The 19,275-nt window shown below is 65.4% G+C and carries 17 protein-coding genes; 13 read left to right on the forward strand and 4 right to left on the reverse strand.

All coding sequences use genetic code 11. From position 1 onward, the window contains the following. Positions 1–13: 13 nt before the first annotated feature. A complete protein-coding gene (locus ACUTR7_RS24390) occupies positions 14–916 on the reverse strand; it encodes an SMP-30/gluconolactonase/LRE family protein (RefSeq protein WP_445610013.1) in 903 nt (300 codons plus the stop codon). Between the two features lie 240 nt (positions 917–1,156). Here ACUTR7_RS24390 and ACUTR7_RS24395 point away from each other — a divergent pair, with 240 nt between their 5' ends. The 12 genes from ACUTR7_RS24395 (at position 1,157) to ACUTR7_RS24450 (ending at position 15,097) form a co-directional block, all read left to right on the forward strand. Then, positions 1,157–2,467, forward strand: a complete 1,311-nt coding sequence (locus ACUTR7_RS24395) for an ABC transporter substrate-binding protein (RefSeq protein WP_269198274.1) — start codon at positions 1,157–1,159, stop codon at positions 2,465–2,467. Further along, positions 2,464–3,357: a carbohydrate ABC transporter permease gene (locus ACUTR7_RS24400; protein ID WP_051940972.1), complete on the forward strand. Its 894-nt coding sequence runs from the start codon at positions 2,464–2,466 to the stop codon at positions 3,355–3,357. The genes ACUTR7_RS24395 and ACUTR7_RS24400 overlap by 4 nt, the downstream gene beginning before the upstream one ends. A gap of 7 nt (positions 3,358–3,364) precedes the next feature. Next, the gene (locus ACUTR7_RS24405; RefSeq protein ID WP_012207392.1) at positions 3,365–4,183 is read left to right on the forward strand and encodes a carbohydrate ABC transporter permease; all 819 of its coding nucleotides are present in this window, start codon (positions 3,365–3,367) and stop codon (positions 4,181–4,183) included. Between the two features lie 45 nt (positions 4,184–4,228). Then, positions 4,229–5,287, forward strand: coding sequence for an ABC transporter ATP-binding protein (locus ACUTR7_RS24410; protein WP_034397011.1), 1,059 nt, complete (start codon positions 4,229–4,231; stop codon positions 5,285–5,287). Positions 5,288–5,351: 64 nt separating this feature from the next. Further along, positions 5,352–6,776, forward strand: coding sequence for a D-arabinitol 4-dehydrogenase (dalD, locus tag ACUTR7_RS24415; protein ID WP_445610014.1), 1,425 nt, complete (start codon positions 5,352–5,354; stop codon positions 6,774–6,776). A gap of 5 nt (positions 6,777–6,781) precedes the next feature. After that, the gene (locus ACUTR7_RS24420; protein ID WP_202759588.1) at positions 6,782–7,726 is read left to right on the forward strand and encodes a carbohydrate kinase family protein; all 945 of its coding nucleotides are present in this window, start codon (positions 6,782–6,784) and stop codon (positions 7,724–7,726) included. A gap of 54 nt (positions 7,727–7,780) precedes the next feature. Then, positions 7,781–8,713, forward strand: a complete 933-nt coding sequence (locus ACUTR7_RS24425) for an AraC family transcriptional regulator (protein ID WP_012207388.1) — start codon at positions 7,781–7,783, stop codon at positions 8,711–8,713. A 276-nt stretch (positions 8,714–8,989) separates the two neighbouring features. Continuing rightward, positions 8,990–9,640 (forward strand): c-type cytochrome, encoded by a 651-nt coding sequence (locus ACUTR7_RS24430; RefSeq protein ID WP_065345545.1) that lies wholly within the window; start codon positions 8,990–8,992, stop codon positions 9,638–9,640. A 139-nt stretch (positions 9,641–9,779) separates the two neighbouring features. Beyond that, a complete protein-coding gene (locus ACUTR7_RS24435; protein WP_445610015.1) occupies positions 9,780–11,963 on the forward strand; it encodes a cytochrome c biogenesis protein ResB in 2,184 nt (727 codons plus the stop codon). Further along, positions 11,960–13,300, forward strand: a complete 1,341-nt coding sequence (gene ccsB, locus ACUTR7_RS24440; RefSeq protein ID WP_012207385.1) for a c-type cytochrome biogenesis protein CcsB — start codon at positions 11,960–11,962, stop codon at positions 13,298–13,300. The genes ACUTR7_RS24435 and ccsB overlap by 4 nt, the downstream gene beginning before the upstream one ends. Positions 13,301–13,482: 182 nt before the next feature. Beyond that, positions 13,483–14,463 carry a protein-methionine-sulfoxide reductase catalytic subunit MsrP gene (gene msrP, locus ACUTR7_RS24445; RefSeq protein ID WP_063328279.1) on the forward strand — a complete coding sequence of 327 codons (981 nt, stop codon included), beginning with the start codon at positions 13,483–13,485 and terminating at the stop codon, positions 14,461–14,463. A 13-nt stretch (positions 14,464–14,476) separates the two neighbouring features. Continuing rightward, positions 14,477–15,097 carry a sulfite oxidase heme-binding subunit YedZ gene (locus tag ACUTR7_RS24450; RefSeq protein WP_445610046.1) on the forward strand — a complete coding sequence of 207 codons (621 nt, stop codon included), beginning with the start codon at positions 14,477–14,479 and terminating at the stop codon, positions 15,095–15,097. On the opposite strand, the gene ACUTR7_RS24455 is transcribed toward ACUTR7_RS24450, so the two are convergent. Both ACUTR7_RS24455 and lptM read right to left on the reverse strand, forming a co-directional pair. After that, positions 15,094–15,921, reverse strand: coding sequence for an MBL fold metallo-hydrolase (locus ACUTR7_RS24455; protein WP_445610016.1), 828 nt, complete (start codon positions 15,919–15,921; stop codon positions 15,094–15,096). The genes ACUTR7_RS24450 and ACUTR7_RS24455 overlap by 4 nt on opposite strands. 91 nt (positions 15,922–16,012) lie before the next feature. Further along, positions 16,013–16,294: an LPS translocon maturation chaperone LptM gene (gene lptM / locus ACUTR7_RS24460; protein WP_445610017.1), complete on the reverse strand. Its 282-nt coding sequence runs from the start codon at positions 16,292–16,294 to the stop codon at positions 16,013–16,015. A 12-nt stretch (positions 16,295–16,306) separates the two neighbouring features. Between lptM and cyaY the strand changes: the two genes are divergently transcribed. Next, positions 16,307–16,645 carry an iron donor protein CyaY gene (gene cyaY / locus ACUTR7_RS24465; RefSeq protein ID WP_012207381.1) on the forward strand — a complete coding sequence of 113 codons (339 nt, stop codon included), beginning with the start codon at positions 16,307–16,309 and terminating at the stop codon, positions 16,643–16,645. A gap of 79 nt (positions 16,646–16,724) precedes the next feature. On the opposite strand, the gene ACUTR7_RS24470 is transcribed toward cyaY, so the two are convergent. After that, on the reverse strand, positions 16,725–19,049 hold the full coding sequence (locus ACUTR7_RS24470; RefSeq protein WP_013800758.1) for a penicillin-binding protein 1A: 2,325 nt from the start codon (positions 19,047–19,049) through the stop codon (positions 16,725–16,727). Positions 19,050–19,275: the final 226 nt, after the last annotated feature.

Here is a 19,275-nt window from a genome sequence, read left to right on the forward strand (position 1 = left end):
GGACCGAGCAGGCTCAGGCTTCGCGGAAGCTGTTCACCGGCAGGCCCGGCACATCGACACGGCACTCCATCAGTGCGCCGGCAGGCACCTGCGCCGATCGCTCCGGATCGGGCCGGCCGTGTCCGGCCGAGGTGATGTACAGCGTGCGCAGGTCCTCCCCCCCAAAGCAGACCATGGTGGGGCAGCGCACGGGCGTGTCCAGGCGCTGCAGCACATCGCCCTCGGGACTCAGTTGCAGCACGCAGCCGCCTTCGTACATGGCCACCCAGTAGTTGCCCCGGACGTCGACGCTGGCGCCGTCGGGGCGGCCGCCATAGAGCCTGCCCTCGGCCTTGGGGGCGAAGGCCTTCCACAGCGAGCGCGTGCCCAGCGTGCCGGAGTCCAGGTCGAAGGCAAAGCGGTCTATGCGATGGGCTGGCGTGTCTGCCCAGTACATCCAGGCGTCATCGGGGCTGAAGGCCAGGCCGTTGGCCGTGGTGCAGTCGCCTGCCATGCGCTGAACGGCGTAGCCTCCGGCGCCGTCCGCACGCAGGCACCACAGCGCGGCATCGGGCGCCGTCTTGGGCGAGAACAGTGACCCCGCCCACAGCCGCCCGGCGCGGTCGCAGCGCCCGTCGTTGAGCCGCAGCTGCTGCGGATCATGGTCCAGGCGGGCGATCATTTCGGTGTGTCCCGTGGCGGTGTCCAGCAGGCCGAAGCCATCGCGCAGCCCCACCACGATGTGGCCCCGGTCCGTGGGAGCGCAGCAGCCCGGTTCGCTGGGCGTGGCCCAGCTGCGGTGCAGGCCTGTGGCGGGCTCCCAGGAATGGATGTGCCGGTCCTGGATATCGCACCAGTAGAGCCGGTGTTCCTGCGGGTGCCAGAAGGGGGACTCGCCGAGTGCACTCGGTGGAACAGGGATGCGCTGCACGGCCATGGTCTGCCTCGGAGATGCGGATGAACGGAATTCTAGGAGGTAGGGATGCGCCGCAGCAGCGGCAAATGGTTTGATGCATCGGCTAAGGGATATCACCGGCTTGGCTGCGCATAAAAGTATCGAAAGGCGCATCTGTCGTACCAGTCCGGGCACGAGGCCGTCGCCACAATGCCTCATCCGCAGCCGGGATGGGAGGCGCGGTGATCCAGCATTCGAAGACCAGGGAACAAGGAGACAAAAATGCACAGCTTGCTCAAGGCCAGCCTCACATGGGCCATGGCCACTGCCGCAGTGGGCGCACTCGCCGGCACCGAACTCGTGATCGCCACCGTGAACAACGGCCACATGATCGAGATGCAAAAGCTCACCCCCCGGTTCGAGAAGGCCCACCCCGACATCACGCTCAAATGGGTGACGCTGGAAGAAGGCGTGCTGCGCCAGCGCGTGACCACCGACATCGCCACCAAGGGCGGCCAGTTCGATGTGATGACCGTGGGCATCTACGAGGTGCCGATCTGGTCGAAGAAGGGCTGGCTGCAGCCCATTGCCACCGACGCCGCCTATGACGCGGCCGACCTGCTGCCCACCATCCGCGAAGGCCTGTCCTACGAAGGCAAGCTCTATGCCTCGCCCTTCTATGGCGAAGGCTCCATGCTCATGTACCGCAAGGACCTGGCGGACAAGGCGGGTTTTCAGATGCCCGACAAGCCCACCTGGGAGCAGGTCCGGGAGTTCGCCTCCAAGGTCCACGATCCCAAGGCCGGGGTCTATGGCATCTGCCTGCGCGGCAAGCCGGGCTGGGGGGACAACATGGCCCTGATCACCACCATGGCCAATACCTTCGGCGGCCAATGGTTCGACATGCAGTGGAAGCCGCAGATCGACACACCCGCCTGGAAGAAGGCCGTGGGTTTCTATGTGGACCTGATGAAGGCCTATGGCCCCCCGGGCGCCTCGGCCAACAGCTTCAATGAGAACCTGGCGCTGTTCAACGAGGGCAAGTGCGGCGCCTGGGTGGATGCGAGCATCGCCGCCTCCTTCGTGAGCGACCCCAAGCAATCCAAGGTGGCCGACAAGGTGGCCTATGCGGCTGCACCCATCGCCAGCACGCCCAAGGGATCGACCTGGCTGTGGACCTGGAACCTGGCCATTCCCTCCAGCTCGAAGAAGGCCGATGCGGCCCAGGTCTTCGTGAAGTGGGCCACCTCCAGGGAGTATGTGCAGTTGGTCGCGCAGGAGCACGGCTGGCGTGCCGTGCCCACAGGAACGCGCCAGTCCACCTATGCCAATGCCGAGTTTCAGAAGGTGGCGGGCTTTGCCGCAGCCGAGAAGCGGGCCATCGACAGCGTGAGCCTGACCGATGCGACCGAGCCCAAGTCCCCTTATGCCGGCGTGCAGTACGTCGCGATTCCAGAGTTCCAGGCCATTGGCATTGCCGTGGGCCAGCAGATGAGCGCCGCGCTGTCGGGCAAGGTCACGGTGGAGCAGGCGCTCAGTACCTCGCAGACGCTGGCCGAACGCGAGATGAGGAAAAGCGGCTACTACAAATGAGGGCCGATAGGACTCCCGACAGGGCGGCGTCCGCCAGGCGCCTGCTGCCCCGCGCCCTGATGGCGCCCGCCGTGGCCGTGCTGCTGTGCTGGATGCTCGTGCCCTTGTTGATGACGATTTATTTCTCGCTCGTCAACTACAACCTCATGCAGCCGGGCGAGCACCGCTTTGCCGGCTGGGACAACTACGCCTTCTTCATCACCGATCCGGACTTCCTGCCCGCCGTGTGGAACACGCTGAACTTCCTGGCCAGCGTGGTGCTGATCACCCTGGTGCTGGGCGTGCTGATCGCTTTGCTGATCAACGAGCCGTTCCCGGGGCGCGGCGTCGTGCGGGTGCTGCTGATCTCGCCGTTCTTCGTAATGCCCACGGTCAATGCGCTGCTGTGGAAGCACATGATGATGAACCCGATCTATGGCGTGCTGGCCAGCCTGTGGAGGGCCGTCGGACTGCAGCCCGTGGACTGGCTCACCGAGATGCCGCTGCTGTCCGTCATCGTCATGGTGTCCTGGCAATGGCTGCCCTTCGCCTGCCTGATCTTCATCACCTCGCTGCAGTCGCTGGACCGCGAGCAGATGGAGGCGGCACGCATGGATGGCGCCAACGCCCTGCAGCGCTTTTACTACCTCACGCTGCCCCATCTGGCGCGGCCCATGGCGGTGGTGGTGATGATCGAGATGATCTTCCTGCTCAGTGTGTTCGCCGAGATTGCCATCACCACGGCGGGCGGGCCCGGCAACGAGAGCACCAACCTGACCTACCTGATCTACAAGCAGTCGCTGATGAACTTCGACGTGGGCGTGGCCTCGGCCGGTGCACTGTTTGCCGTGGTGCTGGCCAACATCGTCTCCCTCTTCCTGATCCGCATCGTCGGCAAGAGCCTGGACTGAGGGCATGATGAAAACAAGTTCCTCCACCCTGGTGCGCGCCGCTGCGGCATGGGCCGTGGCACTGCTGCTGTTCTTTCCGCTGGCCTGGCTGTTCCTGACGGCCTTCAAGACGGAACTGCAGGCCATTGCCGTGCCGCCGCTGTTCGTGTTCGAGCCCACGCTGGCCAACTTCGGCGAAGTGCAGCAGCGCAGCGACTACCTGCTGTATGCGCGCAATTCGCTGATCACCAGCCTGGCCTCGACCCTGATCGGCCTGGCCATCGCCGTGCCTGCTGCCTACTCCATGGCGTTCTTCCGCAGCCGCCACACGCGCGACGTGCTCATGTGGATGCTCTCGACCAAGATGATGCCGGCCGTGGGGGCCCTGCTGCCCATCTATGTGCTGGCGCAAGGGGCGGGCTTGCTGGATTCGCTCACCGTGCTGGTCATCGTCTTCACGCTGTCCAACCTGCCCATCATGGTCTGGATGCTCTACAGCGCGCTCAAGGACATCCCCAACGAGATCCTGGAAGCGGCGCGCATGGATGGCGCAGGCCTGTGGGCCGAGTTCCGCCATGTGGTGCTGCCGCTGGCTGTGGGCGGCATTGCCTCCACCGGGCTGCTGTGCCTGGTGTTGAGCTGGAACGAGGCCTTCTGGTCGCTGAACCTGAGCAGCGCCCGGGCCGGCACGCTGGCCACGCTGATCGCCTCGTATGCCAGCCCCGAAGGGCTGTTCTGGGCCAAGCTCTCGGCCGCTTCGCTGATCGCCATCGCTCCCATCGTGGTGTTTGGCTGGTTCAGCCAGAAGCAACTGGTGCAGGGCATGACCTTTGGCGCCGTCAAGTAGCCGTCCGGCATCCATTTCGCGGCTTTGTGCTGCACAAGGAAAACCATGGCCTATCTGCAACTGCAGGACATACGCAAGCGCTTCGGAGAGGCGCAGATCATCCGCGGCGTGGACCTCGCCATCGAGCGCGGCGAATTCATCGTTTTCGTCGGGCCTTCGGGCTGCGGCAAGTCCACGCTGCTGCGCCTGATCGCCGGGCTGGAGAGCATCACTTCGGGGCAACTGCTGCTCGACGGGCGCGACATCACGCATGCGCCCTCGGGCGAGCGCGACCTGGCAATGGTGTTCCAGAGCTATGCGCTGTATCCGCACATGAGCGTGTACGACAACATGTCCTTCGCGCTGCGCCTGGCCGGCGTGCCGAAAGAGGAGATACGCCGAAAGGTCGGGCAGGCGGCCGAGACGCTCAACCTCACGCCCTATCTGGAACGCAAGCCGCGCGATCTGTCCGGGGGGCAGCGCCAGCGCGTGGCCATAGGCCGGGCCATCGTGCGTGCGCCCAAGGTGTTCCTGTTCGACGAGCCGCTGTCCAACCTCGATGCGGCTCTGCGCGGCAACACGCGGGTGGAAATCCACAAGCTGCACAAGGCGCTGGGCGCCACCACCATCTATGTCACCCATGACCAGGTCGAGGCCATGACCCTGGCCGACCGCGTGGTGGTGTTGCGCGATGGCTGCATCGAACAGGTGGGCGCGCCCCTGGCGCTCTACGACCATCCGGCCAACCAGTTCGTTGCGCAGTTCATCGGCATGCCGTCGATGAACCTGATCGCCGCCGGGGCACTGCCCGTGTTCTCCGGGGCCACGCAGGGCCGCCTGCCCGCCGACGGCACGCTGGGCATACGCCCCGAGGCCTTGCGCGTGGCCAGAGCGCAGGTCGCAACCGATGCCGCTGCACAGAGACAGGTCATGGGCCGCGTGGACCTGATCGAGGCCTTGGGCGCCGACACGCTGATCCATGTCAGCGTGGGCGGGGCGCAGCTCATTGCGCGCCAGGCCGAGCGCACGCCACTGGCCGTGGGCGACGCGGTGTCCGTCGCGCTGGACACCGGCTGCGCACTGCACCTGTTCGACCGCCAGGGACGCACGCTGGCAGGCGCCTGAGCGCTTCGCTCCGAGAGGCTGCCCGGAGCAGTCATCCTTTCTTCCTCATCTCCCTCTGGTCACCATGAACGCGATTGTTCCGCATCTTTCCAGACCCACGGTGCTGCACCTGGGCCTGGGCTCCTTTCACCGTGCGCACCAGGCCGCTTATCAACAGCGGCTGATCGATGCAGGGGACACGCAATGGGAGCTGGTGGGGGCCAACCTGCGCTCCGACATGGCGCAGACGCTGGAGGCGCTGGCGCGCCAGGGAGGGGCTTACACACTGGAGACGATTGCGCCTGGCGGATCGGTGCGCTACCAACGCATCGAGGCCCTGCGCGAAGTGATCCCCCATGCGCCCGGGCTGGCCGCCGTGATCGCGCGCGGAGCCAGCCCCTGCACACGTGTCATCTCCCTCACCGTGACCGAGGCTGGCTACTACCTCGATAGCAGCGGCGTGCTGGACACCGGCAGCCCGGAGCTTGCGGCCGACATCGGCCGCATGCGCCAGGGGCAGGTCGGAGAGACGATCTATGGCGTGCTGTGCGCCATCCTGCAGTTGCGCCGCTGTGCACATGCGGGCCCGGTCACACTGCTGAGCTGCGACAACCTGCGCCACAACGGCGATCGCCTGCTGGCCGGCCTGCTGGCCTTCATGCAACTGGCGCAACTGCAGGAACTGGCCGAGTGGGCAGGGCACAACATCAGCTGCCCGAATGCCATGGTCGACCGCATCACCCCGCGCCCGCCGCCGGAGCTGCGCGAGCGCGTGCAGGCCGCGACGGGCTGGGACGATGCGGCCGCCGTGACGGCCGAAAGCTTTTCACAGTGGGTGATAGAGGACCGCTTCGTCGCAGGCCGCCCATCCTGGGAGCGCGTGGGCGTGGAGATGGTGTCTTCCGTGGCCCCCTACGAGGAGGCCAAGATCCGCATCCTCAACGCCAGCCACAGCTGCATTGCCTGGGCCGGCACGCTGGCGGGCCTGCGCTTCATCCACGAAGGCAGTGCCGTGCCGGTGATACGCCAGATGGCATGGGACTATGTGACGCAGGATGTGATCCCCTGCCTTGCAACACCCGGCAAGGCATCGGCCCTGGACCTGCCGGCCTACCGCGACACCGTGCTGGAACGCTTCGGCAACCCTGCGATACGCGACACCAACCAGCGCGTGGCGGCCGACGGCTTTGCCAAGATCCCGGGCTTCATCGCGCCCACGGTGCGCGAGCGCATCGCGCAGGGCGCGTCCATGGATGCCGTGGCCATGCTGCCGGCGCTGTTCCTGGTTTTTCTGCAGCGCTGGCACCATGACACATTGCCCTATGCCTACCAGGATCAGGCCATGGACCCCGCAGTGGCACACGCCATCTGCGCCGCCGCCGACCCCGTGGCCGCGCTGTGTGCCGAAGTGCCTTTGTGGGGTGAGGCCGCGGGCCATCCGCATCTGGTGGAGGCGGTCCGCCGTGCCACAGACCGTGTCCATGCTTTTGTCCAACAGGCAGCGAGGTAGAACGCATGCGCATAGCCATCGCGGGCGAAGCCCTGATCGATTTCACCGCCACGGGCGGCCTGGCCTTCCAGGGCCATGAAGGAGGCGCGCCCGCCAACTGCGCCGTGGCCGCCGCGCGGCTCGGGCAGGCCACGGGCTTTGTCTCGCAACTGTCGCGCGATCTCTTCGGCGAGCGCCTTTTCGCGCATCTGCAGGGCAACGGCGTGGACATGCGCCTGGTGCAGCGCTGCGATGCGCCCAGCACGCTGGCCTTTGTCGAGCATGCGCAAGGCACCAACCGCTATGCCTTCTATACGCAGGCAACGGCGGACACGCTGTGGGCACCTGCCGAGCTGCCAGAGTTGCCGCCCGAATGCCGCTATCTGCAGTTCGGCTCCATCGCATTGCTGCACACCCCTGTCGGGCCGCGCATCCTGGACCTGGTGGCGGCTGAGCGCGGACGGCGCATCATCGTCTTCGACCCGAACGTGCGGCCCACGCTGATCCGCGATGCCCAGGCCTTCCGGCGCGACTGCCTGGGCTGGCTGGCCCAGGCAGACCTGGTCAAGCTCAGCGATGAGGACCTGGCCTTTATCGCGCCCGGCGTTCCGGCGCTGGAGGCCGCCGGGCGCTGGCTGGCGCTGGGTCCCCGGGCCGTGGTGCTCACGCGCGGAGCGGCCGGCGCGACCTTGCTGCGTGCAGGACAGGCGCCTGTGTCGGTGCAGCCGCCGGCCGTGCAACTGGTGGATACCATCGGCGCGGGCGACACCTTTGGCGCGGCGCTGTCGGTTGCGCTGCTGGAGCAGGGTGTCGAGCAGCCGGGCCAGTTGCAGGAACTGCCCGAGAGCGCGTGGCGCCAGGTGCTGCGCTTTGCCGCAACGGCCGCAGCGCTCAACTGCACGCGCGCCGGTGCCCAGCCGCCCCGGCGTGCGGAACTCGATGCCGCGCTGGCAGCCCATTGCGGTGGTTAGCCGCCGCTGGTGATACTGTTTGCCCATGGCTTCTTCAGAAACCTTCACGCCGCCATGACCAGCCCACGCCGCCGCACACCCCGCCAGCGTCACCCTGAACTGGAGCGCGATTTCGTGCGGACGCCCGCGCTGGGCTATGAGGATATGGAGGGCAGCGGCCTGGTGCGCTGCCTGGCACATGGTTTCCCAAGCCCCCTGGTGCGCTGGCATTTCCATGAGGAGTACGAGCTGCACCTCATCACCCACACCTCGGGCCGCGCCTTCGTGGGAGACTGGATAGGACCCTTCGAGCCCGGCCACCTCGTGCTGTGCGGCCCGCGCCTGCCGCACAACTGGATCTCGTTCGATGCGCCCGATGGGGGCTCGCCTGCACGCGATTACGTGATTCTTTTCAACCACGACCCCATCGCCCGTGCAGCCGAGCAGATCCCGGAGATGCGCGAGGTGCTTCAACTGCTGGACCGTGCGCGCCATGGCATCGAGTTCTTCGGCTTGGCGCAGACGGCGCGCGCGCACTGGGATGCGGTCAGGAGTGCGCGCGGAATGCGCCGCTTCACGGCCTTTTGCGCGCTGCTGTCCGATCTGGCCGAGTGCACCGATTACCGGCTGCTGTCAGCCGTGCAGATGCAGGGCGCCCAGGGCGAGGCTCAGGTGGACCAGATCAACGAGGTGGTCAACCGCATCATGGCGCGCGTGAGCGAGCCGCTGAGCCTGGCCGACGTGGCGGCCGAGCTGGGCATGAGCGAGAGCCGCTTCAGCCGCTTTTTCCGCCGGGCCACGGGCAACAGCTTCACCGACTTCGTCAGCCGGGTACGCATCAACAGCGCATGCCACCTGCTCATGCAGACCGACAGCTTCATCGCCGACATCTGCTACCAGGTGGGCTTCAACAACGTGGCCAACTTCAACAGGCGCTTCCTGGAGATCAAGGGCATGACGCCCTCGGAGTTCCGCCGCCAGGCGGACAGCCGCTTCGGCGCGGGTTGAAGCGACGGGGAAGCGGAATCTGGCGCGCACGGGTGTGGTATTGCGCGCCACATGGGTAGAGCCCTTATTGCCGCGCTGGCACAGATCGATATGCTGGGCTGCGAAAAACATATGTTCAGCACCGAATCCGTGGCCAGTTTGTGACCACGATCAAGGAATATGTTTTCCTCTGTGCGCAGGGGCGAAACCAGGGTTCCTGACGATATCAATCACAGGGGACCCCATTGTAGAATCCGCCGAATTTTGCGCTTTCAACAACAGAACCACGCCCTCGATATGAAGTTGCTTGCCTCTTTGCTGACGGCTGCCATTCTTGCTGCAGCCCCCGCCTTTCCCGCTTTCTCCGCTGGCGAGGCACCTGCTGCCTCGGCACAGCCGAAGGCGGCCAAGGCCGACCTGGCGAAGGGCGAGGCCAGCTACACCGCCGTCTGCGCGGCATGCCATGCGGCCGACGGCAATTCCACCATCCCGCTGCAGCCCAAGCTGGCCGGCCAGCATCCCGAGTACCTGGTCAAGCAGTTGCTGGAGTTCAAGGACGACAAGCGCAAGGACCCCGTGATGAAGGGCTTTGCCAGCATGCTCAGCGAGCCTGACATGAAGAACATCGCCGCCTGGCTGCACACGCAAAAGCCCAAGGACGGCTTTGCCAAGGACAAGGACCTGGTGGCCATGGGCGAGCGCATCTACCGCGGCGGCATCCAGGAGCGCAACATTGCTGCCTGTGCGGGCTGCCACAGCCCCAACGGCGCCGGCATTCCAGCCCAGTACCCGCGCCTGGCGGGCCAGCATGCCGACTACACCACGACCCAGCTCACGGCCTTCCGTGACGGCAAGCGCGGCAATAGCATTCAGATGACGCAGGTTGCTGCCAAGCTTAACGATCGCGAAATCAAGGCCGTGGCAGACTACATCGCTGGCCTGCGTTGATGCGATCCCGGGGCCGACGCGGTTCCCAGGGTAATCACCGGGAACCTATTGCTTTATAGACACCCCAAGCCAGGCGGGTCCATCGCATGAATGCAGATGGTCCCGCTTTTTTCATTCGGGTTTTGGCTTTTCGTTCTTCATGTCAGACAACTCTTCCGGTGCCGCTCTTGCTCCCTCCCGCCCGCAGGCCGCGCGCGCGACCCTGGAGCTGCTGGCATCGATGCGCTTCGCGATCTCGCTGCTGACGGTCATCTGCATTGCCTCGGTGATCGGCACCGTGCTCAAGCAGCATGAGCCGGTGGGCAACTACGTCAACCAGTTCGGGCCTTTCTGGGCCCAGCTGTTCCTCGCGCTCAAGCTCAATGCGGTCTACAGCGCCTGGTGGTTCCTGCTGATCCTGGCCTTCCTGGTGATCAGTACCTCGCTGTGCGTGGCACGCCATGCGCCCAAGTACCTGGCCGATCTGCGCAGCTACAAGGAAAACGTTCGCGAACAAAGCCTCAAGGCATTCGGCCACCGTGCGCAGAACGTGGTGCCCGGCAGCACCGAAGAGGCCGCCAGGCGCCTGGGCCAGCAGCTGGTGTCGGGCGGCTGGAAGGTGCGGCTGCAGCAGCGCGACACGGCGGCCGGTCCCGGCACGGGGTGGATGCTGGCTGCCAAGGCGGGCGCGGCCCACAAGCTGGGCTATATCGCGGCCCACAGCGCCATCGTGCTGATCTGCCTGGGCGGGCTGTTCGATGGCGACCTCGTCGTGCGTGCGCAGATGTGGCTGGGAGGCAAAACACCTTATACCGGCGGTGGCCTGATCTCCGAGGTGTCCGAGCAGCACCGGCTGAGCGAGCGCAACCCCACCTTCCGAGGCAACCTGCTGGTGACCGAGGGCGGCACGGCAGGCACGGCCATCCTGTCGCAGTCCGACGGCGTGCTGCTGCAGGAGCTGCCCTTTGCGGTGGAACTCAAGAAATTCATCGTGGAGTACTACTCCACGGGCATGCCCAAGCTGTTCGCCAGCGAGGTCGTCATCCACGACAAGGCCACGGGCGAGAAACTGGAAAAGCGCATCGAGGTCAACCACCCGGCCAGCTACCGTGGCATCGAGATCTACCAGTCCAGCTTTGACGACGGCGGCTCGTCGGTGAAGCTGCGCGCCGTGCCGCTGGAGGCGGGAGCCAAGCCCTTTGATGTCGAGGGCGTGATCGGCGGATCGGACCAGTTCGTGCGCAAGCTCCCGGACGGCAAGGACGAGACAGTGACGCTGGAGTTTGCCGAACTGCGCACCATCAACGTGGAGAACTTCGGCGGTGGCGGCGGGGCTAATGGCAGCGGCACCGATGTGCGCAAGGTGGACCTGAAGCAGGCCATCGACGAGCGCCTGGGCGCGGCCCACAAGACCGTGACCAAGAAGGAGCTGCGCAACATCGGCCCCAGCATCCGCTACAAGCTGCGCGATGCCTCGGGCCAGGCGCGCGAGTTCCAGAACTACATGCTGCCCGTGGACACGGGCGACGGCCAGCGCGTGTTCCTGCTGGGCGTGCGCGACAACCAGGCCGATGCCATGCGCTACCTGCGCATTCCCGCCGATCCCGAAAGCGAGATGGACACCTTCCTGCGCCTGCGCAGCGCGCTGCAGGACCCCCGGCTGCGCGAGCAGGCTGCCAAGGCCTATGTGGCCAAGGCCATCGACGCCTCGCGTTCCGAACTGAGCGGCGCGCTGGCGCAGTCGGCCACCAAGGCGCTGGAATTGTTCGCGGGCCAGACCGACAAGAAGGGGCCGGACGGCAAGCCGCTGGGCGGGTTGCAGGCCATCTCGGACTTCATGGAAAGCAATGTGCCTGCGGCCGAGCGCGAACGCGCGGGCGAGGTGCTGGTGCGCATTCTCAACGGCGTGCTGTTCGAGCTGGCCCAGATCGTGCGCACGCAGGCGGGCCAGGCGCCCCTGGAGCCCAGCGAGCAGACGCAGTCCTTCATGACCCAGGCCGTGTTCTCGCTCAGCGATGCGCAGTTCTACCCCATGCCCATGGTCTTCATGCTGCAGGACTTCAAGCAGGTGCAGGCCAGCGTCTTCCAGGTGGCGCGCGCCCCGGGCAAGAACGTGGTGTATCTGGGCTGCCTGTTCCTGATCATCGGCGTGTTCTGCATGCTGTACGTGCGCGACCGCCGCCTCTGGATCTGGCTCACGCCCCGCGATGGGGAAAGCCATGCCGAAATGGCCTTGTCCACCAATCGCAAGACACTCGATGGTGATAGAGAATTCGCCATGCTGGCCGGCAAGCTGATAGGCGCCGAGCCCATCCACAAGAAATCTCCCGGAGGTTCCGTATGAACACCGCCACTACCACGACGACTTTGACGCTCAACGAGGGCTTCTTCGCCCGCCGCAACTGGTTCGACTGGGTGTTCGCGGCCCTGGTGGCGGCGGGACTGTTGTATGCGCTGCAGCGCTATGGCGAGTACATGGATGTCTACGAAAAGTGCATCCTGGTCGGCACCATTCCCTCGGCCATCTGGCTGGGCTGGTTCTGGCGCCCGCTGCGCGGGCTGATGCTGGTGGTGGCCGGGCTGTCGCTGCTGGCCATCGGGCTCTACCAGGGGCCTGAAGGGGCGCAACTGGCGCGATCGGACACGGTGTTCGGCCTCAAGTACTTCCTGTCCAGCCAGTCGGCCATCCTCTGGATGAGCATGGTGTTCTTCATGAGCACCGTCTTCTACTGGATCGGCATGTTTGCGCGGGGCGAGGGCACGGCGCTGTCGCTGCTGGGCTCGCGCCTGGCCTGGCTGGCCGTGACGCTGGCGCTGGTGGGCACCATGGTGCGCTGGTACGAGAGCTATCTGATCGGCCCGGATGTAGGCCACATTCCGGTCAGCAATCTCTATGAAGTGTTCGTCATGTTCTGCTGGATGACGGCGCTTTTCTATCTCTATTACGAACAGCACTACGACACGCGCGCCCTGGGCGGCTTCGTGATGCTGGTGGTCAGCGCGGCCGTGGGCTTTTTGCTGTGGTACACGCTGGTGCGCGAGGCGCACGAGATCCAGCCGCTGGTGCCGGCACTCAAGAGCTGGTGGATGAAGCTGCACGTGCCGGCCAACTTCATCGGCTACGGCACCTTTGCGCTGGCAGCCATGGTCTCCTTTGCCTACCTGATCAAGCAGCAGGCCACGGAGACCCGCTGGTACAAGCTCGCGCCGCTGTGGATGCTGGGTGTGGTGCTGTGCTTCGAGCCCATCGTCTTCCGCCAGGGCGCGACCCAGAACGGCGGCAGCTACTGGATGGTCTACTTCGGCATCTCGGCGCTGATCGTGGCCGGCATCCTGCTGGCGCGCAAGCGCATCGCCGAGCGCCTGCCCAGCTTCGAGCTGCTGGACGATGTGATGTACAAATCCATCGCCGTGGGCTTTGCCTTCTTCACCATCGCCACCGTGCTGGGCGCGCTGTGGGCGGCCGAGGCCTGGGGCGGCTACTGGAGTTGGGACCCCAAGGAAACCTGGGCGCTGATCGTCTGGCTCAACTACGCGGCCTGGCTGCACATGCGCCTGGTCAAGGGCCTGCGCGGCACGGTATCCGCCTGGTGGGCGCTGGGTGGACTGGCCATCACCACCTTCGCCTTCCTGGGGGTGAACATGTTCCTGTCGGGGCTGCACAGCTACGGCGAGCTTTGAGCCACGGCAGTGGCAGAGTGACAGTGGCAAGATAAGGGCAGCGGCATGCGTTCAGGCGCATGCCGCTTTTTCGTGCACCATCGCATCGGTGCCGCAGGGAACTTGCGCGCGCCTGCGAGGCTCCCAATCGCCATATCGCCAGCAATAGCGCCCCGTGCCCGCCGGCACACCAGGAGATTCCCATGCTGATCCGCTCCCACGACAACGGCTTCCAACACCCGCAAGGCAGCGAGATCACGTCCCGGGCAGGCTACCTCAAGCGCCGTGCCTGGCTGCAGTACCTGGCCGCAGGCTCGGCCGGCGCGGCATTGCCCGGCTGGGCGGCGGGCGTGCAGCGCCCCGGCAAGCTGGCGGCACTGGCCTCCGTGCCTTCCCAGGTAGTGGGCGCAAACACCATGGACCGTGTCACGGCCTATGCCGATGTATCCCAGTACAACAACTTCTATGAATTCGGGCTGGACAAGGACGATCCCGCCAAGAACGCCCACACGCTCAAGACCCGCCCCTGGACGGTGAAGATCGAGGGCCTGGTCCAGCAGCCGCAGACGCTGGACCTGGATGCGCTGCTCAAGCTCGCGCCACAGGAAGAGCGCATCTATCGGCTGCGCTGCGTGGAGGGCTGGTCCATGGTGATTCCCTGGGTGGGCTATTCCCTGGCCGAGCTGCTGCGCAAGGTGCAGCCGCTGGGCAGTGCCAAGTACGTGGAATTCGTGACCCTGGCCGACAAGGCGCAGATGCCGGGCCTGCGCAGCGGCGTGCTGGACTGGCCTTACACCGAGGGGCTGCGCCTTGATGAAGCCATGCACCCGCTGACGCTGCTGGCCTTTGGCATGTATGGCGAGGTGCTGCCCAACCAGAATGGCGCGCCCGTGCGGCTGGTCGTGCCGTGGAAGTACGGCTTCAAGAGCGCCAAGAGCATCGTCGCCATCCGCCTGACCGACAAGGAGCCGGGCACGGCCTGGAACAAGGCGGCGCGCAACGAGTACGGCTTTTATTCCAATGTGAACCCCGACGTGCCGCACCCGCGCTGGAGCCAGGCCACGGAGCGGCGCATTGGCGAAGACGGCCTGTTCGCCAAGAAGCGCAAGACGCAGCTGTTCAACGGCTACGAAGCCCAGGTGGGCCAGCTCTACGCCGGCATGGACCTCAAGAAGTTCTATTGATGTGGCCCATGCAATGACGGCGGTGCAGCGTCTTTTGCTGCACCGGACGGCCAAGCCGCTGGTGTTTCTTGTGTGCCTGCTGCCGTTTGCGTGGCTGCTGGCTGGAGCCATTTTGAACACGCTTGGCGCCAATCCGGCCGAGGCCTTGCTGCGCTCCACCGGCGACTGGACCTTGCGCTTTCTGTGCGTGGTGCTGGCCGTGACACCGCTGCGCCAGGCGCTGGGACTGACGGCACTGGCGCGCTTCAGGCGCATGCTGGGCCTGTATGTGTTCTTCTACGCGCTGCTGCACCTGCTGTGCTATGCATGGTTCGACATGGGGCTGGACTGGGGCGAGATCGTGCTCGACATCCCGAAGCGCCCATTCATCCTGGTGGGCTTTGCGGCGCTGCTCTTGCTGGCCGCTCTGGCGGTGACTTCACCGCACCCTGTCATGCGCGCCATGGGCGGCAGGCGCTGGCAGTGGCTGCACCGCTGTATCTATGCGGTCGCGCCGCTGGCCCTGTTGCATTTCTTCTGGATGCGCGCAGGCAAGAACAACTTTGCCGAGGTCGGCGTGTACGCCGCCATTCTTGCGCTGCTGCTGGCCTGGCGCGCGGTCCATGCACTGCGCCGCCGGCGCGCCAGCAGCTAGCCGGCCACGGCGCGCAGGGCAGGGCGCAGCTGGCGGGTCACGGGGTCGATGTCCGCCATGGGCAACTGGTAGTTGCGCTGGTCGAACAGGTCGATGCCGCACTGCAGTCCTTCGAGCCAGTTGAACAGGTCGGCAATCGCCTTGGCGCCCATGATGGGCGCGCCGTGCTGGGGCACGATCATGTCGATGGGCAGCTGGCGCGCCATCTGCACCCACAGCCGCAGGATCTTGTTGGAGACCATGTATCGGCAGTGAAAACCTTCCATGCGGGCGATGTGCGGCACGAGGTCGGTCACGGGCACCTGCGCCTCGATGCCGTTCATCAGGGACACGCCCAGATCGCCCGTGAAGAGGATGCGGCTGACCGGGTCGTAGAAGTGGAAGTTGCCTTCGGCATGCAGGAAGTGGGCGGGCAGCAGGTGCAGTTCATGGCGGCCCAGCGGCAGCCGGCCACCGGCGTCCGGCACGCCGATCACGCGGTTTTCGGTCTTGCCGACCTTGGTGAAGTGGGGCGCGAAGCGCTCCCAGATGCGCGAGATCACCAGTTGTGCCTTGGTGCTGGTCATCCAGCGGTCCAGCGAGGCAATGATGTCAGGATCGGCGTGGGAAGCGATCAGATAGGACAGCTTGTGCGGCGCGAAATGCCGCGACATGCCCATGAACAGCTCGTTGAATGCGAGATTGCCGCCCGGGTCGATGATGGCGCCCGTGTCGTCATCGACGATGAGGAACTGATTGGCCTGTATGGCCTGTCCATCTTCCTCGATGAGGTCGGTGAACATCAGGCAGGCGTGGTTTTTGTCTCGGTAGAGCTCTACGGGCATGGCGGGTTGTCGAGGGACAAGAGAAAGTCACTCTAAGCGCCATGCCTGGCAGCGGTGTTGATGTGCATCAAGCCGCAGCGCGGCTGCCGACTCAGTCGGCCTGCTGCTTGCGGGAGTCCGTGGTGCCGGTGGGTGTCGAGCTTTCTTCGACGGCGGCACTTGACAGGCCAGCGGGCAAGGTGGTGGGTGCAGGTGCGGGCGTTGCACGCTCGGCCGGGCTGGAAATGCCCAGGGTCTGCGGCAGTGTGGCGCGGTGGCTGGCCGCAGGCGAGCTGGGCAGAAACAGCGGGCCTTTCTGGCCGCAGGCGGCCAGGGACGCCGCACAGGCGCCAAGGGCAATGCACCTGACTAGAATTTGCGAGGCTTTCAACATAAGCGAATTGTAATGACCGACCAAGAATTTCTGGACCTTGCCGAACGACTGCTGCTGGCGGTGGAGCAAGACTGCGATCGCATCAACGATGAAACCGATGCCGACCTCGATGCCCAGCGCGTGGGTGGCATGGTGACCCTGGTCTTTGCCAACCGCAGCCAGATCGTGATCAACCAGCAAAAACCGCTGCACGAGATCTGGCTGGCGGCCAAGGCCGGCGGCTTCCACTACCGCTACGACGCGGCGCAGGGCGCCTGGCTCGATACCAAGGGCGCGGGCGAGTTCTTCGCCAACCTGAGCCGCTACGCCACCGAGCAGTCGGGCCTGGCGCTGCAGTTCTCGGCACGCTGATCCGCCGTTATCGGCAGGCTCCATGAAGAAAGCCCGGCATGGCCGGGCTTTCTTGCGTGGTCAACCGCTTGTGTGGCGGTCAGTTGCGGAAGAGGTCGAGGATGCGGTTGCGCTCCTCGGTGGCGGGCGGGGGCGTGGCGCCTGCAGCGCCGCCCGTGGAAGCGCTGTCCATGCCCAGGCTGCTGACGCCGCCGTTGCGCGCGTTTTCCTCGTAGTACCACTCGCCGCCCATGTTCACGACGCCAGGGGGCACAGGCATCTCTGCCACCGGCACGCCCTTGAGGGCATGCTGCATGAAGCCGATCCAGATGGGCAGGCTCAGGCCGCCACCCGTCTCGCGGCTGCCCAGGTTGCGCGGCGTGTCGTAGCCGATCCAGGACACGGCGGCCAGCGTGGGCTGGAAGCCTGCGAACCAGGCATCCACCGAGTCGTTGGTCGTGCCCGTCTTGCCATACAGGTCGGGGCGCTTGAGCGTGGACTGCGCGCGCGCTGCCGTGCCCACGCGCGCCACGTCCTGCAGCAGGCTGTCCATGATGAAGGCGTTGCGCGCGTCGATGGCCTGGGGCAGTTCCTGCACCGGGGGCGGTGTGAATTCGGACAGGATGCGGCCCTTGTGATCGGTGACACGGGCAATCAGCCAGGGGTTGACGCGGTGGCCGCCATTGGCGAACACGGAGTAGCCGGCAGCCAACTGCAGCGGCGTGACCGCTCCGGCACCCAGCGCCATGGTCAGGTAAGCCGGATGCTTGGCGGCGTCAAAGCCGAAGCGCGTGACCCACTCCTGGCCCTGCTTGGGCCCCACGGCCTGGAGCAGGCGGATAGAGATCATGTTCTTGGACTTGTTCAAGCCCGTGCGCATGGTCATCGGCCCGTCGTAGCGGCTGTCGTAGTTCTTGGGCTCCCATGGCTGGCCACCCGTCACGCCGGCGCTGAAGAACAGCGGCGCGTCATTGATCATGGTGGAAGGCGAGAAGCCTTTTTCCAATGCCGCAGAGTAGATGAAGGGCTTGAAGGCCGAGCCGGGCTGGCGCCAGGCCTGGGTCACGTGGTTGAACTTGTTCTTCTGGAAGTCGAAGCCGCCGATCAGGGCGCGCAAGGCGCCTGTCTGGGGGACCAGGGCCACGAAGGCACCTTCCACCTCGGGCAGCTGCGTGATTTCCCAGGTGTTCTTGGGCGTCTTGACCACGCGGATCACGGCGCCGGGACGGATCTTGATGTTGGGCGGTGCCTTGGGGTTCAGGCCCGATTCGGCGGGCTTGAGGCCTTCACCCGTGATCTCGATCTGTTCGCCGTCGGCGCGTGCCGCCAGGATCTTGCGCGGATTGGCATCCAGCACCACGGCGGCGAGCACATCACCGTTGTCGGGGTGGTTGGCCAGGGTGTCGTCGATGGCGTCTTCACGGTCCTCGGCGTCGGCCGGCAGGGCCACGAACTTCTCGGGGCCGCGGTACTTCTGGCGGCGCTCGTAGTCCATGATGCCGCGGCGCAGCGAGGCGTAGGCGGCTTCCTGTTCGCCGGCATTGATGGTGGTGTAGACGTTCAGGCCGCGCGTATAGGCTTCGTTGCCGTACTGGGCAAAGATCAGCTGGCGTGCCATCTCGGCCACGTATTCGGCATGCACGCGGGTGTTGAAGGAGCCCGTGCGGATCTTCAGCGGCTCGGCCTTGGCTTCAGTGGCCTGGGCGGAGGTGATGAAGCCGTTTTCCTCCATGCGCTCGATGATGTAGAGCTGGCGCGAGCGGGCGCGCTTGGGGTTGCTGATCGGGTTGTAGGCCGATGGTGCCTTGGGCAGGCCTGCCAGCATGGCCGCCTCGGCCACAGTGATGTCCTTCAGTGGCTTGCCGAAATAGGCTTCACAGGCAGCAGCAAAGCCATAGGCCCGATTTCCCAGATAAATCTGGTTCATGTAGATCTCGAGAATCTGGTTTTTGCTCAACAGATGCTCTAGCTTAAAAGTCAGTAAGACTTCGTAAATTTTGCGTGTAAAGGTTTTCTCGGAAGACAGATAGACGTTGCGCGCCACCTGCATGGTGATAGTCGATGCGCCCTGGCTTTTCACGCGGCCCAGATTGGCCAGCGCGGCGCGGGCCATTCCCTTGTAGTCCACGCCGCCATGCTCGAAAAAGCGCGTGTCTTCAATGGCCAGCACGGCGTCGGTCATCACCTTGGGGATGTCCTGGATGGGAGTCAGCGTGCGCCGCTCCTCGCCGAATTCACCCAGCAGGGCGCCTTCGCTGGAGTACACGCGCAGCGGCAGCTTGGGCCGGTAATCGGCCAGCTCGGACACGTCGGGCAGGTTGGGGTAGGCCATGGCCAGGGCCACGGCCACGGTCAGCATCAAGGCCAGCGCGCCGGCGACGGCGATGCCCGCCAGCCATAGCAAGGCCTTGGGAAACCAGTGCATGGGCTTGGATGGGGCGGAGCGAGGCTTTGCAGCCTGGGGTTCTCGGGAGTCTGAAGACGGCATGTCGCAGGGAGTGCTGAGGAGTGCCGCATTATAAAAATGCGTGCCCCAGAAGGTCGGTAGGAGACGGCTGCACACGGTTGCCAGCATGGCCGCAAGCCACGCATCCTAAGCCAGGCGTGCAGGCCGACATGCAAGCAGGGGTGCATTCATGTCGCATTTGATG

Source organism: Delftia sp. NA_296.1, assembly GCF_052692095.1.